General features: G+C 68.6%; 17 protein-coding genes and 1 riboswitch. Of the genes, 9 read left to right on the top strand and 8 right to left on the bottom strand.

The genetic code is table 11. The features are described from left to right. Positions 1 to 52 precede the first annotated feature (52 nt). A complete protein-coding gene (locus ACNQS7_RS13785) occupies positions 53 to 898 on the top strand; it encodes a bifunctional methylenetetrahydrofolate dehydrogenase/methenyltetrahydrofolate cyclohydrolase (protein WP_418012967.1) in 846 nt (281 codons plus the stop codon). A 7-nt stretch (positions 899 to 905) separates the two neighbouring features. After that, on the top strand, positions 906 to 1,199 hold the full coding sequence (locus ACNQS7_RS13780; protein ID WP_055578287.1) for a DUF3017 domain-containing protein: 294 nt from the start codon (positions 906 to 908) through the stop codon (positions 1,197 to 1,199). A 6-nt stretch (positions 1,200 to 1,205) separates the two neighbouring features. Here ACNQS7_RS13780 and ACNQS7_RS13775 read toward each other — a convergent pair whose 3' ends face one another. Further along, positions 1,206 to 1,637 carry a DUF732 domain-containing protein gene (locus ACNQS7_RS13775; RefSeq protein ID WP_418012966.1) on the bottom strand — a complete coding sequence of 144 codons (432 nt, stop codon included), beginning with the start codon at positions 1,635 to 1,637 and terminating at the stop codon, positions 1,206 to 1,208. Positions 1,638 to 1,866: 229 nt separating this feature from the next. Between ACNQS7_RS13775 and ACNQS7_RS13770 the strand changes: the two genes are divergently transcribed. The 4 genes from ACNQS7_RS13770 to ACNQS7_RS13755 all read left to right on the top strand — a co-directional run bounded on the left by ACNQS7_RS13770 (position 1,867) and on the right by ACNQS7_RS13755 (position 9,245). Then, positions 1,867 to 3,324 (top strand): FAD-binding protein, encoded by a 1,458-nt coding sequence (locus tag ACNQS7_RS13770; RefSeq protein ID WP_418012965.1) that lies wholly within the window; start codon positions 1,867 to 1,869, stop codon positions 3,322 to 3,324. Positions 3,325 to 3,427: 103 nt separating this feature from the next. Then, positions 3,428 to 8,215 (top strand): protein kinase domain-containing protein, encoded by a 4,788-nt coding sequence (locus ACNQS7_RS13765; RefSeq protein WP_418012964.1) that lies wholly within the window; start codon positions 3,428 to 3,430, stop codon positions 8,213 to 8,215. Between the two features lie 167 nt (positions 8,216 to 8,382). Then, positions 8,383 to 8,688, top strand: coding sequence for a hypothetical protein (locus ACNQS7_RS13760; RefSeq protein WP_418012963.1), 306 nt, complete (start codon positions 8,383 to 8,385; stop codon positions 8,686 to 8,688). Continuing rightward, entirely contained in the window at positions 8,685 to 9,245 is a 561-nt protein-coding gene (locus ACNQS7_RS13755; RefSeq protein ID WP_418012962.1) for a carboxymuconolactone decarboxylase family protein, read from the top strand. Before ACNQS7_RS13760 ends, ACNQS7_RS13755 begins: the two co-directional genes overlap by 4 nt. A gap of 3 nt (positions 9,246 to 9,248) precedes the next feature. Here ACNQS7_RS13755 and ACNQS7_RS13750 read toward each other — a convergent pair whose 3' ends face one another. The 4 genes from ACNQS7_RS13750 to ACNQS7_RS13735 form a co-directional block, all read right to left on the bottom strand. Continuing rightward, a complete protein-coding gene (locus ACNQS7_RS13750; RefSeq protein ID WP_418012961.1) occupies positions 9,249 to 9,980 on the bottom strand; it encodes a class I SAM-dependent methyltransferase in 732 nt (243 codons plus the stop codon). Beyond that, a complete protein-coding gene (gene metX, locus ACNQS7_RS13745; RefSeq protein ID WP_418012960.1) occupies positions 9,977 to 11,116 on the bottom strand; it encodes a homoserine O-acetyltransferase MetX in 1,140 nt (379 codons plus the stop codon). Before metX ends, ACNQS7_RS13750 begins: the two co-directional genes overlap by 4 nt. Positions 11,117 to 11,127: 11 nt before the next feature. Then, entirely contained in the window at positions 11,128 to 12,489 is a 1,362-nt protein-coding gene (locus ACNQS7_RS13740; RefSeq protein ID WP_418012959.1) for a bifunctional o-acetylhomoserine/o-acetylserine sulfhydrylase, read from the bottom strand. Positions 12,490 to 12,530: 41 nt separating this feature from the next. Then, positions 12,531 to 12,649, bottom strand: a riboswitch (SAM riboswitch). A 56-nt stretch (positions 12,650 to 12,705) separates the two neighbouring features. Beyond that, positions 12,706 to 13,503, bottom strand: a complete 798-nt coding sequence (locus tag ACNQS7_RS13735) for an alpha/beta fold hydrolase (protein ID WP_418015988.1) — start codon at positions 13,501 to 13,503, stop codon at positions 12,706 to 12,708. A 241-nt stretch (positions 13,504 to 13,744) separates the two neighbouring features. Here ACNQS7_RS13735 and trpS point away from each other — a divergent pair, with 241 nt between their 5' ends. Genes trpS through yhjD (ACNQS7_RS13720) form a run of 3 tightly spaced genes read left to right on the top strand, consistent with a single transcriptional unit; the run spans position 13,745 to position 16,675 of the window. Then, positions 13,745 to 14,764 (top strand): tryptophan--tRNA ligase, encoded by a 1,020-nt coding sequence (trpS, locus tag ACNQS7_RS13730; protein WP_055578279.1) that lies wholly within the window; start codon positions 13,745 to 13,747, stop codon positions 14,762 to 14,764. A gap of 1 nt (position 14,765) precedes the next feature. Beyond that, positions 14,766 to 15,647 (top strand): inner membrane protein YhjD, encoded by an 882-nt coding sequence (gene yhjD / locus ACNQS7_RS13725; RefSeq protein ID WP_418012958.1) that lies wholly within the window; start codon positions 14,766 to 14,768, stop codon positions 15,645 to 15,647. After that, entirely contained in the window at positions 15,644 to 16,675 is a 1,032-nt protein-coding gene (yhjD, locus tag ACNQS7_RS13720; RefSeq protein ID WP_418012957.1) for an inner membrane protein YhjD, read from the top strand. Before yhjD (ACNQS7_RS13725) ends, yhjD (ACNQS7_RS13720) begins: the two co-directional genes overlap by 4 nt. A 263-nt stretch (positions 16,676 to 16,938) precedes the next feature. On the opposite strand, the gene nagA is transcribed toward yhjD (ACNQS7_RS13720), so the two are convergent. Genes nagA through ACNQS7_RS13705 form a run of 3 tightly spaced genes read right to left on the bottom strand, consistent with a single transcriptional unit; the run spans position 16,939 to position 19,720 of the window. Beyond that, positions 16,939 to 18,054 carry an N-acetylglucosamine-6-phosphate deacetylase gene (gene nagA, locus ACNQS7_RS13715; RefSeq protein ID WP_418012956.1) on the bottom strand — a complete coding sequence of 372 codons (1,116 nt, stop codon included), beginning with the start codon at positions 18,052 to 18,054 and terminating at the stop codon, positions 16,939 to 16,941. Beyond that, entirely contained in the window at positions 18,051 to 19,400 is a 1,350-nt protein-coding gene (locus tag ACNQS7_RS13710) for a sugar porter family MFS transporter (protein ID WP_418015987.1), read from the bottom strand. Before ACNQS7_RS13710 ends, nagA begins: the two co-directional genes overlap by 4 nt. Beyond that, a complete protein-coding gene (locus tag ACNQS7_RS13705) occupies positions 19,397 to 19,720 on the bottom strand; it encodes a hypothetical protein (protein ID WP_418012955.1) in 324 nt (107 codons plus the stop codon). Before ACNQS7_RS13705 ends, ACNQS7_RS13710 begins: the two co-directional genes overlap by 4 nt. Between the last annotated feature and the right edge of the window lie 13 nt (positions 19,721 to 19,733).

The raw sequence follows: 19,733 nt of genomic DNA, 5'->3' as shown, positions 1-19,733 counted from the left end.
CTCGGAGATCGCACTCGTCGAGGCGCGCGCCGGGCATGCCAGACTGTCTGGCGTGGGCGCAATCACGCTGGACGGCAAGGCCACCCGTGACGAAATCTTCGTCGACCTGACCGAGCGGGTCGCGGCGCTGACTGCCGCGGGCCGCACTCCGGGGCTCGGCACCATTCTGGTCGGTGACGACCCGGGCTCGCAGGCCTACGTCCGCGGCAAGCACGCCGACTGCGCCAAGGTGGGCATCACCTCGATCCGGCGCGACCTGCCCGCCGACATCTCGACCGAAACGCTCAACGAGACCATCGACGAGCTCAATGCCAACCCCGAGTGCACCGGGTACATCGTCCAGTTGCCGCTGCCGAAGCATCTCAATGAGAACGCGGCTCTGGAGCGCGTCGGCCCCGACAAGGACGCCGACGGCCTGCACCCCACCAACCTGGGCCGGCTCGTGCTCAACATGCCGGCGCCGCTGCCGTGCACCCCGCGCGGCATCGTCCATCTGCTGCGCCGCTTCGACGTGCCGATCGCCGGCGCGCACGTAGTGGTCATCGGGCGCGGTGTGACGGTGGGCCGTCCGCTCGGGCTGCTGCTCACCCGGCGTTCGGAGAACGCCACAGTCACCTTGTGCCACACCGGAACTCGCGATCTGCCCGCGCTGACGAAGCAGGCCGACATCATCGTCGCCGGGGTCGGGGTGCCGCACATGCTGACCGCGGACATGGTCCGCCCGGGCGCTGCCGTCGTCGACGTCGGTGTCAGCCGCGTGGACGGCAAGCTCACCGGGGACGTGCATCCTGACGTGTGGGAGGTCGCCGGTCACATCTCACCCAACCCCGGTGGCGTCGGTCCGCTGACCCGTGCGTTCCTGCTGACCAACGTCGTCGAGCTGGCCGAACGGCAGTGACTATCCGATGACGGTCCGGGCCATTCTGGGGCGCGCGGTGCGTGCCCAATGGCCGATCCTGCTCGTCGGGCTCATCTTCCTGGTGGCGTTCGTGCTGGCCGGCGCCAACTTCTGGCGCCGCGGCTCGCTGCTGATCGGCATCGGTGTCGGGGTGGCCGCCGTGCTGCGGCTGGCCCTGCCCGACGAGCGGGCCGGCCTGCTGGTGGTGCGCAGCCGGGGGACCGACTTCCTCACCACCGCGTCGGTGGGGGCCGCGATGGTCTACGTCGCGTGGACCATCGACCCGCTGGGCACGGGTTAGACCGTCTCAGGACCCGGGCATCCCCGGAATTCCGGCTAGGCCCGGAATGCTGCCGACGCCCGGGATCTGCTGCAGTGCGCCCGGCACCTTGCCGGCGGCGACGTCGGCCATCACCGACGGGCAATACATCTGGATCGCGATGGTGGTGAACATCCCGGCCATCTCGGGCGACATGCCGCTCTGGCTGGCGAACACGCGGGAAGCGGCCGTGTTGAACGACCCGCCGGGCTGGGCCAGGATCGGACAGACCGACTTGCCCAGGTTCTCGGCGTTGATCGGGTCGCCGTAGTTGACGCCGGCGTTGCTCAGCGCGGTGATGAATGCGTCGTCGACGGGGCTGGCCTCTGCCGGGGCGGCGAATGCCGCGCCCGCGGTCAGCAGGCAGGCGGTTCCGGCCAATAGCCGGACGCTCAGGGGTTGGTGACGCCATGGATGCATGGTGCGGCTCCCTCAGGATTGTTGGAGAGCACCCTCTGGCGGCACTCAAGCGACCTCTCGAACCTTCGTCCTTCACAGTCTCATTCGGGACACGATGGCGTAAAGGTTTGGCAGGACCGGCGTTTTGCGACCGCGGCGGGGCGGCCGGACCGGCTTGCGGACACAATAGCGTCACGCTGTGCCGCGACACGTGGACGGAGGGTCGCTTCCGGTGCCCGGGCGAAGAACAATGCGGCTCATGATTTCTCGCCAGGCATTTCTTCGGGGGTCCGCCGGAGCGTTGGCGGGCTCGGCACTGTTCGGAATCTCCCCTGGTATTCGAGGCCCGCGCGCCTGGGCGGAACCGACCGGCGCGTGGAGCAGCCTGGCCTCCTCGATCGGTGGCAAGGTACTGCTGCCCGCCGACGGAGCCTCTTTCACCTCCGCCAAGCAGGTCTTCAACTCCAACTACAACGCCGCCACCCCAGCGGCGGTCGTGGTGGTGACCTCACCGTCGGATGTCGCGAAGGCGGTCGCGTTCGCGGCGGCCAACAAGCTCAAGATCGCCCCGCGCGGCGGCGGGCACTCCTACACGGGTGCCTCGACCGCCAACGGCGCCATGGTCCTGGACCTGCGCGGGTTGCCCGGCGGGGTGAATGTCGACAGCGCCGCCGGCACGGTCACGGTGCCCGCCGCGACAAACCTGTACGCGGTGCAGCAGGCGCTGGCGTCTGCCGGGCGGGCGATTCCCACCGGCAGTTGCCCCACCGTCGGGACCGCCGGGCTGACGCTGGGCGGTGGGATGGGTGCCGACTCCCGGCACGCCGGGTTGGCGTGCGACGCGTTGCGGTCGGCCACGGTGGTGTTGCCCAGCGGGGAAACCGTGACCGCGTCCGCCGAGGACCACCCCGACCTGTTCTGGGCATTGCGCGGCGGAGGCGGTGGCAACTTCGGGGTGACCACGTCGCTGACGTTCTCCACCTTCCCGGTCGCCGACTCCGACGTGGTGCGGGTCGACTTCGCCCCGGCGGCCGGCGCGCAGGTGCTCACCGGCTGGCAGACCTGGCTGGCGGCCGCCGACCGCAACACGTGGGGGCTGGTCGATCTGTCGGTCAGCGGCACCGAGGGTAACTGCCATGTGCTGGCCACCTGCCCCGCCGGCTCGGGCCAGGCCGTCGCCCAGGCGATCACGTCCGCGGTGGGCGCGCAGCCCACCGCGACCGAGCGCAAGACGATGACGCATCTGGACCTGGTGATGTACCTGGCCGGCGGGAGCGCGACGAGCTCCCCGCGTGGCTTCGTGGCCGGGTCCGACGTGATCGGCACCATGAATTCGACTGCAGCACAAGCGATTGTCGCGGCACTCGGAAAGTGGCCGCCGGCCGGCGGCCGGGCGTCGGTGATCGTCGACACGCTGAGCGGCGCGGTCGGCGACGTCGAGCCGGCCGACTCGGCCTTTCCATGGCGCCGGCACGCCGCCGTCGCGCAGTGGTACGTCGAGAACGGCAGCGGACAAACCTCGACGGCCAGCACCTGGGTGGCCACCGCGCACACGACGGTGCAACAGGTTTCGGCCGGCGGGTACGTCAACTACCTGGAGCCCAATACACCGGCGTCACGGTACTTCGGTGCCAATCTGGCGCGGCTGGCCTCAGTGCGGCAGCAGTATGACCCGAACGGGCTGATGTATTCGGGGCTTTCCTTCTGAGTTGTCGGCTCCATCGCGCGATTTCCCCACCTCGACGCACGTCGGCCCGGTTCAATGGCGGTAGCCCACCGCAGTCGAGGGAGGCGGAAGGAGGGCGCGTCGGTTGGAAGCGAGCGAATTCGGTCGATACCAACTGTTCGAGCTGATCGGCCAGGGCGCCATGGGCGAGGTGTACAAGGCCCACGACACCGTCATGGGACGCGACGTGGCCATCAAGATCCTGCCTGGCGAGCGGAGCCGCGTTCCGGGGTTTCGCGAGCGATTCAGCCGGGAGGCGCTGATCTCGGCGCGGTTGACCGAGCCGCACATCATCCCCATTCACGACACCGGTGAAATCGACGGACGTCTCTATCTGGTGATGCCGATCATCCGTGGGCTCGATGTGGACGCCGCGTTGCGGCGCGACGGTCCGATGGCTCCGGCGCGAGCCGTGCGGGTCGTCGAACAGATCGCCGCCGCCCTGGATGCGGCGCACGCCCATGGTCTGGTCCACCGCGACGTCAAGCCGTCCAACGCCCTGATGACCGACCACGACTTCGTCTACCTGATCGATTTCGGTATCGCTCAAGACAATTCGGCCTCCAAATTGACCACCGCGAGCCGCACCGTCGGCACCTGGGCCTACATGGCGCCGGAACGATTGATGAGCGACGTCGCCGATGCGCGCACCGATGTCTACGCGTTGGCCTGCGTGCTCTACGAATGCCTGACCGGCGACCGGCCGTTCCCCGGAGAGCTTGTGGCACAACAGATGACGGCCCACCTGACCACGCCGCCCCCGCGGCCGAGCGAGCGCCAGCCCGGAGTGCCGGTCGGGTTCGACGACGTCGTCGCCCGCGGAATGGCGAAGGACCCCGCCGACCGCTACCAGAGCGCCGGTGATCTGGCGGTGGCCGCGGCCGCCGCTTTGGCGACGCCGCGGCGCGGGGAAGCCGGCGACAGCCTCGACCCTGTCGAGGTGGGCGCGCGCGTCGAGTCACCGCGCAGCGGTGCCGCCGCGTTCGCTGGGCTGGCCAACACGCTGCAGAGCGGCGGCATCGGCGCGGCGTCGTTCCCGTGGCCACCGCCCTCGGAGCCGGACCGGCCGCCCTATCGCGGATGGGAGCAATTCCAGCCGGTCGACGCCGGGGTGTTTTTCGGTCGCGACGCCGAGTTGGTGCGGGCCATGGACGCACTGCACGGCATGCGGGACAGCGACGAGGCGCTGTTCGTCGTGCTGGGGGCGTCCGGCGCGGGCAAGTCGTGTTTTCTGCGCGCGGGCATCGTGCCCCGGCTGCAGAGAATCAAGCGCAGCTATCTGGTGCTGGACATCGTCCGGCCCGAGCTCAGGGCGCTGACCGGGGCGTGTGGCCTGGCGCAGGCGATTTGCGCCACCCGGCAGCGAATCGGCCTGCACGAGCCGCCGTTGGGCGACATCAAGGACGCCTGCACCCGCGGCGACGCCGCGGCGCTGCGGACCTGGCTGCTGGAATGCCGGGACGCCGGGGGCTCGCCCGATGCGGCTGCCGAGCGCGAAGCGCCGACCATCGTGCTGCCGCTGGATCAGGCCGAAGAGCTGTTCACCGCCGACAGCGGTGGCGAGGCCGCCGGTTTCCTGGCGCTGATCCGAGATCTGGCGCTCGCCGGGGACGGCGAGGACCGGCTGCCGTTCATCGTGGCGGCGACCATCCGCACCGACCGCTACGAGGTGATGCAGACCGCGCCGCAGCTTTCCGGGCTGCAGACCCGACAGTTCGACCTGCGGCCGATGGACGCGACCCAGTTCCACAGCGTGATTACCGGCCCGGCGCAGCGATCCACCGACGGTGGGCGTCCGCTGTACCTCGACGAGGATCTGGTGCGCCGCCTGCTGGCCGACGCCACCGCCGGCGCCGACACCCTTCCGTTGCTGTCGCTGACCCTGGCATGGCTGTATCGCGACTACGGGTCGACGGGCCGGCTGACCGCCAAGCCCTATGACGAGCGGGGCGGTATCGACGGCGTCGTGCAAGCTGAGATCCACGAGCTGCTGGCATCGGAACCCGGTGAGCGTGCCGAGCAGCTGCACCGGCTGCGGGCGGCCTTCATTCCGTGGCTGGCCACCGTCAATCCCGACAACGACCAGCCGATGCGACGGCTGGCACGCTGGGACGACCTGCCGGCTGACAGTCATCCGCTGCTGGAGCGTTTCATCGAGCGCCGGTTGCTGATGAAAGACCTGCGCGACGGGGTGGTGGTTGTCGAGGTCGCGCTGGAAAGCCTGCTGCGGCTGTGGGAAGAGCTGGCCGGCTGGCTGGCGGAGGAGAGCGAAGACCTCAAGGCTGCTGACGCTCTGGAACGCAGTGCCGCGGAGTGGCGCAAGAAGCAGCGTGAGGACGCCTGGCTGCTGCACGGACCCCGGCTGACCGCAGCCGAAAACCTGGCCGCCAAGCCAGGATTCTGTGACCGCCTGAACAACGTCCGCGACTACCTGCTCGCCTCGCGTCAGCATGAGAACGAACAGGCGGCGCTTGAACAGCAGCGCCAGGTCGCCGAACTCGAGGCCGCCAAGAAGCTCGCCGCCGCGGAAACCCAAGCGCGCGAACAGGTTCAGGAGAGCGCGGCGGCGCTACGCCAGCGCAGCCGGATCCTGCGCGCGGTCCTCGCCGGAACGTCCGTCATCGCCGTCATCGCCGTCGTCGGCGCGGTGGTGGCTGTGATCATGTTCAAGGAGGCCACCCGCGAAGCGCGCAACGCGCTGGCCGCGGAACTCGATGCCCAGGCCGCCGCCGTGTTCTCCGGAACCATCACGGACAGCAACATTCGCGCGCTGACCGCCACCCTGGCCGCGCAACGGTTGCGTTCGGACCCCGCCGCCGGACTCGGCGCGCTCTACACCGCGGCCACTGTGCTGAATACCACGCGCATCATCATCTCCACCCCGGCCCCGGTCGCCACGGTGGCGATGAGCCCGGACGGACGCGTCCTGGCTTCCGGTGGCGGCGACGCCGTCGTGCGTCTGTGGAACGTCAGCGACCCGGCACACCCGCGCCCACTGGGTTCACTGGGTGCAGTGGGGCAGGGCGCCGCGGTGGCCAGTGTCGCGTTCAGTCCCGATGGACGCCTGCTGGCCTCCGGTGGCGCTGATGGCGCGGTGCGGTTGTGGGACGTCGCCGACCCGGGGCATGCGGGTCCGCTGGGCGAACCTTTGCAGGGCCAGAGAGCTGGGGTGGCCAGCGTGGCGTTCAGCCCCGGCGGACGTGTGCTGGCCTCCGGCGGCGGTGATGGCACGGTGCGGTTGTGGGACGTCGCCGACCCGCGGCATGCGGGTTTGCTGGGAGCGCCCCTGCTCGGCCAGGGCAAAGGTATTGCCAGTCTGGCGTTCAGTCCCGACGGGCACCTCTTGGCCACCGGTGGCAGCGACGGCAGGGTGCGAATGTGGAATCTCGCCGACCCGGCACGTCCGGCCCCGCTGGGCGAACCCCTGTCGGGTCACACCCGTTTCGTGCAGGACCTGGCCTTCAGCCCGGACGGGCGGGTGCTGGCTTCCGGCGGCGGTGACGGCGACATCCAGTTGTGGGATTTCGCCGACCCGACGCACCCGAGGCCACTGGGTGAGCCGCTGCTGGGACACACCGGAATTGTGCAAAGCCTGGCCTTCAGCCCGGATGGACACGTCCTGGCCTCCGGTAGCGACGACGACACCGTGCGACTGTGGAACGTCTCAGATCCAGGACACGCCGGCCCGTTGGGCGGGCCATTGGCCGGTCACAGCGGAAATGTGCCCAGCATCGCGTTCACCCCGGACGGACGCACACTGGCCTCGGGGAGTCAGGACGGCAACATCCAGCTGTGGAACCTGGACACCGCGCTGCCGCTCCAAACGCAGGCCGGCGCCGTGCACAGTGTGGTGTTCAGTCCGGATGGGCGCACCCTGGCCTCGGGGAACGAGGACGCCACCATCCGGTTGTGGGATGTCGCGGACCCGGTACACCCGCGAGGGCTGGGTCAGCCGCTGGGGGGTCACACCGGCGCCGTGGAAAGTGTGGCGTTCAGTCCCGACGGGCACACGCTGGCTTCCGGTGGTGACGATGGCACCGTCCGGTTGTGGGATGTCGCGGACGTGGCGCATCCGGTTCCGTCGGGCGGGCCGCTCACGGGTGGCGGCGCACCGGTGCGCAGTGTCGCGTTCAGCCGTGACGGGCACACCGTGGCCTCCGGTGGCGACGATGCCACTATCCGGTTGTGGAATGTCGCGGACTCAGCGCATCCGGTTCCGTTGGGCGGGCCGCTCACCGGTCACAGCGCGCCCGTGCGCAGTGTCGCCTTCAGTCCCGACGGGCGCACCCTGGCCTCCGGTGGCGACGATGCCACCATCCGGTTGTGGAACGTCACTGACCATGCGGCGCCGCTGAGCCAGCCGTTTCGCCGGTATATGACCGCGGTTTACAGCGTGGCCTTCAGCCCCGACGGACACATACTCGCTTCCGGCAGTGGCGATGACACCGTCTTGCTGTGGAACGTCAACGACCCGGCGCGCCCGAGCTCGCTGGGCCGTCCGCTGCATGGAAACACCGGTTACGTCTATCAGGTGGCGTTCAGTCCGGACGGTCACACATTGGCGGCGGGCAGCGCCGATCACGATGTGCAGCTGTGGGACCTGGACGATCCGGCCCACGCGCACCCGCTGGGCCAACCCCTGATGAGCGACACCGACTCCGTCCTCAGTGTCGCGTTCAGTCCCGACGGCCGGAGCCTGGCTTCGGGTAGTGCCGACGCCACCGTGCGACTTTCACCCACCCCGCTCGACGCGACCGCCAAGCTGCTCTGTTCGAAGCTGACGTCGAACGTCAGTCACGAGGACTGGCAGCAGTGGATCTCGCCGAAGGTCGGGTACATCACGCTGTGTCCGGAGTTGCCCGTCGCGCAGTAGTGGCTTTCGGGCCGGCTCGATTTGACTATCACATCCGTCACTTCCGTACCCGGAGGTGAGTGGCACCCGTCCCGGCAAAGCGCTATCGCCAGCGATATCACTCCGGTTCTCGTCACATCAGTGGCCCGTCATTCGTCGTCATAGCGGAAAGGGGGAATACCACCGCAATGACCGACATCACTGAACTGCATCGGGCACTCGTCGCGCGCATCCTCGGCGGCGCTGCACAGACTCCAATCGAGCTGCGCCGGGCCGCATTCGAGAACGCTGCTACCAGCGACCCGCTCCGAACGTTGATCGACAAAGTCGCGCACCACTCCCACCAGGTGACCGACGACGACGTCGCCGCCGCGAGGGACGCGGGTTTCAGCGAAGACGAGATCTTCGAGATCGCGGTCTGCGCCGCCGTCGGACAAGCCGGCCGTGACTACGACAGCGCACTGGCCACTCTCGCCGAGGCCACGGGTCGATGAGGCTCGCAGTCCTGGAACGCGGCCATTCCCTCCCGGCCAGGGCGCTGTTCGCGGTGATCCGGCTGATGACCCGCCAGCCCGTGGTCGACGCCGTCAAGCTCGCCCTCTACCGCAGCGACTTCTACGGCGCCGGGCCATTGACGCACGAGGCCATGCGCGGACCCTCGCAATGGTCCGTCGGCGACCGCGAGTTGATGGCTGCCGTTGTCTCCCAGGCCAACCGCTGCCCGTTCTGCGTCGCCGCGCACTCCGCCACGTCCAGTCAGTGGTACGGCGACCCGGCGAAAGTGGATGCCGTCCTCACAGAGGTGGATACCGCACCCGTCGGCGAGTCGCTGCGAGCCACCTTGCGTATGTTGGCCAAGCCCTGCACCGCGGATGACGTCCGCGCCGTGCTCGCCGAAGGCGTTACCCCACAACAGATCACCGACGCCCTCAATGTCGCGCTGGTCTTCGGTATCACCAACCGGCTGGCCAACGCCTTCGATTTCGACGTTGCCGGACCGGAGGCCATGAACGCCGGAGCCAAGCATCTGCTCAGGCGCGGCTACCGGTGAGATTCAGGACAGGGTGGCCCGTACGCACACCGTGACGTACGGCAGCGCCAGCCCCGCGGAATTCGCCAGCGCCGGGTGGGTGGCCAGCAGTTCGCGGACCTTGTCGAGCGTCTTGGTCCGTACCTCGGCCGGCGAGTTGATGCAGTAAGTGCGGGAGGCAACCAGATCGATAAGTGCTTGCGGCGTCAGGTAATTCGTCCACTCCACCTGATGGCGCTGCATGTCGGTGAACGGCTCGGGCAGCGTCGCGCGGTCACGCAGCGGATCCTCGTCACGACCGATGATCTCGCCCAGCTCGCGCACCCAGCCCAGCCGCTCGTCCCGGGTGTTCCACACCAGACCCAGCCGGCCACCCGGCCGCAGCACCCGGGCCACCTCCGGAATCGCGCGGGCGGGGTCCACCCAGTGCCACGCCTGGGCCACCAGCACCGCGTCAACGCTGTTGTCCGGCAACGGAATCTCTTCCGCCGTGCCCAACAGCGCGCGAGTGTCGGGCAGCGAGGCGGTCAGCACTTCCAGCATCTCGGGAACCGGATCGACGGCCACCACGTCCAGCCCGCGCTCGACGAGCCGGGTGGTGAGCTTGCCCGTCCCGGCACCCAGGTCCAGCACCTGGCGTGCGCCACCGGGCAGCAGCCAGTCGATGGCATCCGGGGGATAGGTCGGGCGTCCCCGCTCGTAGGCGGCCGCCGCCGAGCCGAACGACAGGGAGCGGTCACGCCTGGAGCGGGTCACCGCGAACACGCGCCTTGGGCGAGCGCCAGGTCGAGGGTCTCGCGGATCAACACACCGACGGCGTCGGATTCCACCAGGAAGCCGTCGTGCCCACAGACGGACTTGACCACCCGCACACCGCCACAGCCCGGCAGCAGCTCAGCCAACTCGTCCTGCAACCGCAACGGGTAGAGCCGGTCGGAGGTGACCCCGCCGACCACCGCCGGCACCGGGCACCGGGTGAGTGCCGCGTGCAGACCCCCACGACCGCGCCCGACGTCGTGGCTGTTGAGCGCCTCGGTCAGGGCCACATAACTGCCCGCGTCGAAGCGAGACAGCAGCTTGTCGCCCTGGTGCTCCAGGTAGCTCTGCACGGCATAGCGTCCGCCGGCCGTCGGGTCCTCGCCGTCCTGCGGGTCGTTGCCGAAGCGACGGTCGAGTTCGACCTCGCCGCGGTAGGTCAGGTGCGCGATGCGGCGCGCGATCCGCAGGCCGTCATCGGGGGACCGGCCGGTTTCGTAGTAGTCGCCACCCTGCCAGTTCGGATCGGCCTTGATGGCCGCGATCTGGGTCGTCTGGGTGCCGAGCTGGTCGCCGGTGGCGCGCGCCCCGACCGCCAGCAGCAGCCCGGCCCGCACCCGTTCCGGGTGACCGACCATCCACTCCAAAGCCCGGGCACCGCCCATGGATCCGCCAACGACCGCGGCCACCTGAGTTATTCCCAGCGCAGCCAGCGCGGCCAGGTCCGCCTCCACCTGGTCGCGCACCGAGATCTGCGGAAACCTTGAGCCGTAAGGCTTTCCGTCGCGGGCCAGCGAACTCGGGCCGGTGGAGCCACGGCACCCGCCGAGCACGTTGGTGGCCACCGCGCACCAGCGTTCGGTGTCGATCGGCGCACCCGGCCCGGCCACCCCGTCCCACCAGCCGGGGGTCGGATGCCCGGGTCCGGCGGGTCCGGTGATGTGTGAGTCGCCGGTGAGCGCATGCAACACCATGACGACGTTGTCCCGCGCCGGTGACAGCTCACCCCAGCGCTGAACTGCGATGTGGACATCGTCGATCACCGCGCCGCTCTCCAGCCGCAGCGACCCGATGTCGACGACGCCGGTCTCGCCTTCGGCGGGCAGCGTCTGGGTAGGCACGTCGGAGATCGTCATGTCAGGTCTCCTCAGAAGGCCGCCACGGTCTGCGGGTCGCTGCCGGTCTTAGAGGCGCTATATACCCCGGCGGCAGCAAATCCACGCTCCAGGTCGGCCAGGATGTCGTCGATGCCCTCGATGCCGACGGCCAGGCGCACCAGACCGGGGGTGACGCCGGTGGCCATCTGCTCGGCGGCGCTGAGCTGGGCGTGGGTGGTCGACGCCGGGTGGATCACCAGCGAACGAACGTCGCCGATGTTGGCTACGTGGCTGTGCAACTGCAGCGCGTCGACGAAAGCCTTGCCGGCCTCCGCGCCGCCGGCCAGCTCGAAGGCCAGGACGGCGCCGGTGCCCTTGGGCGCCAGCCTCTTCGCCCGTTCGTGCCACGGCGAACTCGGCAGTCCCGCGTAGTTGACCGACAGCACGTCGTCGCGGGCTTCCAGGAACTCGGCGACCCGCTGGGCGTTGGCGACGTGCCGCTCGATGCGCAGGCTCAACGTCTCCAGGCCCTGGGCCACCAGGAACGCGTTGAACGGCGACGCGGCGGAGCCGAGGTCGCGCAGCAGCTGCACGCGGGCCTTCAGGGCGAAGGCTGGCGGCCCCAGCTCGGCGTAGACCACGCCGTGGTAGCTGGGGTCGGGGGTGGTGAAGCCGGGGAAGCGGCCCTGGGTCCAGTCGAAGGTTCCGCCGTCGACGATCACCCCGGCGATCGCCGAGCCGTGCCCGCCCAGGTATTTGGTGGCCGAGTGGACCACCACGTCGGCACCCTGGGCCAGCGGCTGGATCAGGTAGGGCGTGGCGATGGTGTTGTCCACGATCAGCGGCACACCGTTGCGGTGCGCGACCTCGGCGACGGCCGGGGTGTCCAGGATGTCGATCTGCGGGTTGGAGATGGTCTCGGCGAAGAACGCCTTGGTGTTCGGCCGGACCTCGGCCTGCCAGGCGTCCAGGTCGTCGGGATCGGAGACGAAGCTGACCTCGATACCGAGCTTGGCCAGCGAGTAGTGGAACAGGTTGTAGGTGCCGCCGTACAGCCGGGGACTGGACACGATGTGATCGCCCGCACCCGCGACGTTGAGGATCGCGAACGTCTCCGCCGCCTGTCCGGAGGACAGGAACAGCGCCGCGACGCCTCCCTCGAGGGCGGCGATGCGCTGCTCGACCACGTCGGTGGTCGGATTGCCGATGCGGGTGTAGATGTTGCCCGGCTCGGCCAGCGAGAAGAGTGCGGCGGCGTGTGCGACGTTGTCGAAGGTGTACGACGTGGTCTGGTAGATCGGCAGGGCGCGCGCGTTCGTCGTCGGGTCCGGCCGCTGGCCGGCGTGAATCTGCTTGGTCTCGAAGGACCACTGCGCGGTCGGGTCCGTCTCGGCGGTGCCGTCAGTGCTCATGAGAATGCTCCCCTGTCTGGCTCAGGGGTCCGATCACGGCGGACCCGCGCTTGCCGCGTAGCCGTTGCGGCTACTCAACCTGGTCATCACCCGGGGCACCCCACCGCGGTTGGAGGGTTGCCGGCCAGCAAGCCGGGGCTAAACGCTGGCACTCATGACCGATTCGCAGCTTATCGTATGGCTGCGGTGTCCCGCCAAATCGACAGGCGAGGCGGCTCAGCCGGCCGGTGGTTCGAGGGCGCGGACGGGCGGCGACACTTCTTCCAGGAACTCCAGGATCACCTCGGTGACCCGGCCCGGCGCCTCGAACATCGGTACGTGTCCGACGTTTTCGAGCACGGTGAACTGGTGGTCGTCGGGCAGGTGGTGGCGGAAGTGCTTGCTGAACCTGGGCGACGGGACGATGCGGTCCTTGGTGCAGATCACCAGGTGTGCCGGCACGGCGTTCTCGGCCAGTTCCTGCAGACCGGGCATCAGCAACGCCTTGAGCAGGAGCTGGAAGTAGGCCGGGCAGTGCGCGACGTCGTCGATGATGACGCTGAGCTCGCGCTCGCTGACGCCCTCGGGTTTCGCGCTGATCGCGTACGTGGCCAGCTGACGACTGAACGGCACGCGCATGACGTTCGGGCCGAACAGCCAGGCGAACACCAGCAGCGGAATGCCCAGGATGAACTTGGCGATCACCTCGAACTTGGCCGGGCTCCAGCGCGTCCAGCCGCCGGCCGGGGCGATACCGGTGACGCTGCGGGCGCGGCCGCGCCGCTCCAGTTCGAACGCGACCCAGCCGCCCAGCGAGTTGCCGACGATATGGGCGGTCTCCCAGCCGAGCTCGTCCATCTGACGTTCGACGTGGTCGGCCAGGACCTGCGAGGACAGGAACCAGGTGCCGGCGCGGGGGCCCCCGTTGTGGGCGGCCATGGTGGGTGCGAACACCTCGTAGCGGCCGGTGTCGGCCAGTTGTTGGGCGACGACCTCCCACACCGTCTGGGACATCAGGAACGGGTGCAGCAGCAGGATCGGCTCCGCGGAGCCGTCCGTGGGTCCGAGGTGGATGGGCTGCCGGGTGGCGCCCGCCGATGACGGTCTACGCAGACGGAGCATAAATCCGACAGTAAATGCGGTACCGCCGGTACCGCAAGCCGCCCCCGGGGCCTCCGGTCGTCGCCCAGAGTGAAGCTGTCTTCACGCTCGACGCCGAACGTGAAGACAGCTTCACGTTCGGCGCTTGAGGGACCCGTGAAAAGATCGGGGCATCATGAGCACCCCTACCGGAACCCGCCGGATCTTCTCCGGCGTGCAGCCCACCTCCGACTCTCTCCACCTCGGCAACGCCCTGGGCGCGGTGGCCCAGTGGGTGGGGCTGCAGGACGGGTACGAGGCGTTCTTCTGCGTCGTCGACCTGCACGCCATCACCATTCCGCAGGACCCCGAGGCGCTGCGGCGCCGCACGCTGATCACCGCCGCGCAATACCTGGCGCTGGGCATCGACCCGAACAGCGCCACCATCTTCGTGCAGAGCCACGTGCCGGCCCACAGCCAACTGGCGTGGGTGCTGGGCTGTTTCACCGGCTTCGGCCAGGCCTCGCGGATGACGCAGTTCAAGGACAAGTCGACCAAGCAGGGCGCCGATTCCACCACCGTCGGACTCTTCACCTACCCGGTGCTGCAGGCCGCCGACGTGCTGGCCTATGACACGGATCTGGTGCCGGTGGGGGAGGACCAGCGCCAGCACCTGGAGTTGGCGCGCGACATCGCGCAACGGTTCAACAGCCGCTTCCCGGACACCTTCGTGGTTCCCGATGTCCTGATCCCCAAGGTCACCGCCAAGATCTACGATCTGCAGGACCCGACGTCGAAGATGAGTAAATCGGCGTCCACCGACGCCGGACTGATCAGCCTGCTCGACGATCCAGCCAAGTCCGCCAAGAAGATTCGTTCGGCGGTCACCGACAGCGAGCGTGAGATCCGCTATGACCCGGTGGCCAAGGCCGGTGTCTCGAACCTGCTGAGCATCCAGTCGGCGGTCACCGGGGTCGCGATCGACACTCTGGTCGACGGCTACGCCGGGCGTGGCTACGGCGACCTGAAGAAGGACACGGCCGAGGCGGTCGTCGAATACATCAGGCCGATCAGGGACCGGGTGGCGGAGCTGACGGCCGATCCGGCCGAGCTGGAGTCAGTGCTCGCCGCCGGCGCGCAGCGCGCCAACGATGTCGCCAGCAAAACCCTGCAGCGGGTCTACGATCGGTTAGGTTTCCTGCCGCAAAGGGAATGAATTGACCGTCGATCAGCAGACCGGGCCAGGGCTCCTGGATCGGCTCCGGGCGCGGTATGGCTGGCTGGACCATCTCATCCGCGCCTTTCTGCACTTCAGGGCGTGCAATGGCAACCTATTCGCGGCGGGTCTCACTTACTACACGCTGATCGCGTTGTTCCCTTTGCTGATGATCGGTTTCGCGGTGGGCGGCTTCGCATTGTCGCGGCGTCCCCAACTGGTCGACGCGATCGACGATCGCACCCGGTCCTGGGTGTCGCCCGAGCTGGGTCAGCAGCTGGTCACGTTGATGAATTCGGCGATCAAGGCACACACCTCCGTTGGCGTGATCGGGCTGGTCTTCGCGGCGTGGATGGGCCAGACCTGGATGTACCGGCTGCGGGAAGCGTTGTGCAGGATCTGGGGCCATCAGCCCGACAGGCTGGGCTTCGCGCGCACCATCGCGTCCGATCTGGCCGCCGTGCTGGGCACCTTCGCGGTGGTGGTGGCCAGCATGACGCTCGCCGCGCTGGCCCATGCCGAGCCGATGAAGATGGTGCTGAATCTTCTTGGCATACCTGAACTTTCGGTATTCCACTGGGTATTCCGCACCATCTCGGTGGTGATATCTTTCCTGGTGTCGTGGCTGGTGTTCAGCTGGGTCATCGTTCGATTACCGCGGGAGTCGGTTGGTGTGGCCACCTCGATGCGGGCCGGTCTGATGGCGGCCGCCGGGTTCGAGTTGTTCAAATGGGTGGGCTCGCTGTACCTGCGGATGGTGCTGCGCAGCGTCGCTGGGGCGACGTTCGGGCCGCTGTTGGGCCTCCTGGTATTCGCCTATGTGACCTGGGTTTTGGTGCTGTACAGCACCGCATGGGCCGCGACCGCGCCGGGTGCGACGTGACCGAGCCGACTGACAAGCCCGGGTTTTTGCAGCGGCTGCGCACCCGCCACCCGCGGTTGGACCATATCCTGCGGGCATACCAGCGCTTCGCCAAGCAGAAGGGCACGTTCTTCGCGGCGGGCCTGACGTACTACACCATCTTCGCCCTGTTCCCGTTGCTGATGGTGGGTTTCGCGGCGGCGGGCTACGTGCTGGCGGGCCGGCCGCAGTTGTTGCAGACGATCGACGGCCGGATCCGGTCCGCGGTGTCCGGCGAATTGGGACAGCAGATGGTCGATCTGATCAACTCGGCGATCGATGCGCGCGCATCGGTCGGGTTGATCGGTCTGGCCACGGCGGCCTGGGCCGGGCTCGGCTGGATGTGGCATCTGCGCGAGGCGCTCAGCGAGATGTGGGAACAACACATCGAGCCCGACGGTTATGTGCGCACCAAACTGTCCGATCTGGCCGCGATGGTGGGTACCTTCCTGGTGATCATGGTCACGGTCGCGCTGAGCGCGCTGGGGCAGCAGAGACCGATGGCGGCTGTCCTGAGATGGCTTCACATTCCTGACTATTCGGTGTTCGACGAGATCTTCCGTGGTGTGTCCGTACTGGTTTCGGTGCTGGTGACGTGGCTTCTCTTCACCTGGATGATCGCCAGGCTGCCTCGGGAGTCGGTGCGATTCACCACCTCCGTCCGGGCCGGGCTGATGGCGGCGCTGGGTTTCGAGGTGTTCAAACAAGTGGGTTCGCTCTACCTGCAGACGGTGGTGCGCAGCCCGGCGGGAGCGGCGTTCGGTCCGGTGCTGGGGTTGATGGTGTTCGCGTTCGTGACGTGGTCGCTGCTGTTGTTCAGCACCGCGTGGGCGGCCACGGCGGCACCTGAGGACCCGCGGGACCGACACGTCGACCCGCCACCCCCGGCGGTCATCAGTCCGCGGATCCTGGTGGAAGAGGGTTTGCGCCCGCGGCAGACTGTTGCCGCCATGGCGGCGGGAGCCGTTGGCGCGCTGACGCTTTCGCGGATCTTCAGGCGCCGTCGCTGAGTTCGGTGCGCATCCTGGCGGCGAACGCGGTAACGGCTTTGAGCGGACGCATCATCACGGTGATCTCATCGACCAGTCCGTCGTCGTCGGTGTGCAGGAAATCGCAGCCCTGGATCCAGTCCGTCGACGGTCGCTCTGAACATGAGCGCCGCCCAGCTCCCGCTCGAACCGGAAGTCGTCGAGCACCTTGGCGACGGTGCCGACCACCGATCGTTTCGGATGCAAAGCTATGACGCGCCGGGCCGCCCAGGTGTGACAGTCGGTTATCGATCGCCGCGCCAGGAGCCTTCGACCATGACCTCGCGCACCCGCAGATCCTGGCCCAGCACAACCAGATTCGCCTGGTAGCCGGCGCGGATGGCGCCCACCCTGTCGAGTCCGAGCGTACGGGCCGGGGTGGCCGAGGTCGTCCGCACTGCGGCAGCCAGGCCCGCGCCCTCGGCAACGGCGCGGAAGAGTTGATCCATGGTCGCCAAACTGCCCGCGATGGTGGAGGTGCCGCGCACCGTGGCCACCCCGCCGGCGACGACGATCGGCACCGTTCCCAGCCGGTACTCACCGTCACCGCTGCCGGCCGCCGCGGTCGCATCGGTGATCACCGCGACGCGGTCGGGGCCGGCCCACTGCAGCACCGCATGGGCCATCTCGGGGCGCACGTGCACGCCGTCGGCGATCAGCTCGACCGTCACCGCCGGGTTCTGCAGCAGGGCCAGCGCCGGTCCGGGTTCCCGGTGACCCATCGGCGGCATCGCGTTGAACAGGTGGGTGCCGACGGTGGCGCCCAGGGCGATCGCATGCTGGGTCTGCTCATAGGTCGCCTCGGTATGTCCAAGCGCGACAACGACGCCCGCGTCCAGGAAACGCCGGATCGCGTCGTCGCTGCCGGGCAATTCGGGCGCCAGGGTGACCATCCGGATGGTGCCGTCGGCGGCGGTGAGCACGGCGTCGATCTCTGCGGGGTCCGGGTGCCGGATCTGGGTGTGGTCGTGGGCGCCGCAGCGCGCAGTGCTGAGCCACGGTCCCTCCAGATGGGTGCCCGCCACGACGCCGTTCCTGGTCGCCTCGGCGAGCAGGCGGACGGCGGCGAGCAACTCGGCGGGGGCGGCGGTGACCAGACTGGCCAGGGTGGTGGTGGTGCCGTAGCCCCGGTGGAACCGCGCGGCCGCCTCCGGCGCGTCGCTGAACGACGCGCCGCCGCCACCGTGTACGTGCATGTCGATAAAGCCGGGCACCACAAGGGAATCCGGCAGCACCAGGTCGGCCGGTGTGGGCGGCGCTCCGGTGCCGCAAGCGGCGATCCGCCGGCCGTCGACATGCACCCAGCCCGGCCGGCAGACCTCGTCGTCGATGACGACGGTGCCCGCACTGATCAGTGTCACGGGTCCTCGGTGGGCCAGCGGCCACCGTTCTCCCAGAACTGCCGGATGTCCTCGAGTTCGCGGCCTTTGGTCTCGGGCGCGAACCGGTACACCACGACGAAGGCCACCACCGTCAACCCGGCGAACACCGCGAAAACCCCTGCGCCGCCAAGCAGCTGCAGCATGGTGAGAAAGAATCCGGCGATCAGCGCGTTGCCCGTCAGCGTCGAGGTGAGCATCACACTGGACCCCAGCGAGCGCAGGCGCGAGGGGAAACTCTCGCCGGCGTACACCCACACCAGCGAACCGAAGCCGAAGTTGAAGCCGACGATGAACAGCAGGATGCCGCCGAACCCGAGGACCAGCCCGCTGCCGGCGCTGTTGGCGAAGATGACGATCAGCGTGATGTCGGCAACGATCATCATCACGATGCCGGACAACAGAATCGGGCGTCGGCCCAATCGGTCCACCGAGAACAGCGAGACGAAGACGGCGGACAGCCCGGCCAGTTGGACCAGCGCGGGCAATCCGAGCAGCGCGAAATCGCCCTGGAAGCCCATTTCGGCGAAGATCGTGGGGCTGTAGTAGATGATCGCGTTGATCCCGGTGATCTGGACCAGGAAGCCGAGCGCGACGACGAACATCGTGGCCCGCAGGTACGGCCGGCGGACCATCTCCGTGATCTTCCCGCTGCCCTCGACTTCGAGAGCGTCGGCGATCTCGGCCAACTGGGTCTCGACGGCATCCGCAGGCTCGAGCCGTAACAGGGCTTGCCGCGCATCCTCGACGCGACCCTTGAGCATGTACCAGCGCGCGGTGTCGGGCAGCCGCATGAGCAGGGGGAGCAGCACGACGGCGGGCACGGCGGCGATGCCCAGCATCCAGCGCCAGGCGTGCGCGCCGGCCAGCAGGTAGCCCACCAGGTATCCCAGGATGATGCCGCCCAGGATCGTCACCTGATAGGCGGTCAGCAGCGAGCCGCGCACCGCTGTCGGCGCTGACTCGGCCACATACACCGGTATCACCACTACCGCGACGCCGATGGCCACGCCCAAGAGCAAACGGGCGGCCAGCAGCATGGGCAGCGACACGGCGCAGGCTCCGAGGATCGCGCACAGCGCGTACCCCGCGGTGAGCAGGACCGTGGACCGCTTGCGGCCTATCGCGTTGGCGGTGACGCCGGCCACCAGGGCGCCCACGATCTGACCGATCACCACCATCGTGGTGAGCAGCTCCTGTTGCCGCGTGCTCAGCTGGAAGTCCTGGGCGATGAACAACCGCGCGCCCGCGATGCTGGAAAGGTCGTAGCCGTAGATGACCCCGACGCCGGCCGCGGTCAGCCCGACCAGCAGCCCCCGGCCGGTCAGGCTTTGACCTTGGCTTTGAGGATGGCGATGACCTTCTCCGGGTCGTCGGGGGTGATGCACACCCGCACCCGGCGGCCCACGTCGATCACCAGCAGGGTCGACTTACGGCCGCGGCGGGGGTCCAGGGGGAACCAGTAGCGCGGATCGCCGGCGCCCCAGATCCGGCCCTTGCCGGTCGCCCAGCTCATCTTCTCGCGCCTGATGCCCTGGATGTCGGAGTAGGCGATCCGCTTGGCGTTGGCGAACGGGAAGTAGTAGCGGTTGACGGTGATCCCGTCCTCGTCCAGCGTGAGTCCGGCGTCTTCGTACAGGGCGGTCATCCGGCAGATTGTA

The sequence above is a fragment of the Mycobacterium sp. 23 genome (assembly GCF_048287075.1).
GTDB classification, from domain to species: domain Bacteria; phylum Actinomycetota; class Actinomycetes; order Mycobacteriales; family Mycobacteriaceae; genus Mycobacterium; species Mycobacterium gordonae_B.
Note: the sequence above shows the minus strand (reverse complement) of the source record. Positions and strands in the feature narration are given on the sequence as shown.

Bases quoted from the DNA above. Each gene is read 5' to 3' on its own strand.
- ACNQS7_RS13770 (WP_418012965.1), top strand. From the start codon at position 1,867: ATGCGGCTCATGATTTCTCGCCAGGCATTTCTTCGGGGGTCCGCCGGA.
- ACNQS7_RS13755 (WP_418012962.1), top strand. From the start codon at position 8,685: ATGAGGCTCGCAGTCCTGGAACGCGGCCATTCCCTCCCGGCCAGGGCG.
- ACNQS7_RS13780 (WP_055578287.1), top strand. From the start codon at position 906: ATGACGGTCCGGGCCATTCTGGGGCGCGCGGTGCGTGCCCAATGGCCG.
- ACNQS7_RS13775 (WP_418012966.1), bottom strand. From the start codon at position 1,637: ATGCATCCATGGCGTCACCAACCCCTGAGCGTCCGGCTATTGGCCGGA.
- ACNQS7_RS13760 (WP_418012963.1), top strand. From the start codon at position 8,383: ATGACCGACATCACTGAACTGCATCGGGCACTCGTCGCGCGCATCCTC.
- ACNQS7_RS13705 (WP_418012955.1), bottom strand. From the start codon at position 19,720: ATGACCGCCCTGTACGAAGACGCCGGACTCACGCTGGACGAGGACGGG.
- trpS (WP_055578279.1), top strand. From the start codon at position 13,745: ATGAGCACCCCTACCGGAACCCGCCGGATCTTCTCCGGCGTGCAGCCC.
- metX (WP_418012960.1), bottom strand. From the start codon at position 11,116: ATGACGATCTCCGACGTGCCTACCCAGACGCTGCCCGCCGAAGGCGAG.
- ACNQS7_RS13740 (WP_418012959.1), bottom strand. From the start codon at position 12,489: ATGAGCACTGACGGCACCGCCGAGACGGACCCGACCGCGCAGTGGTCC.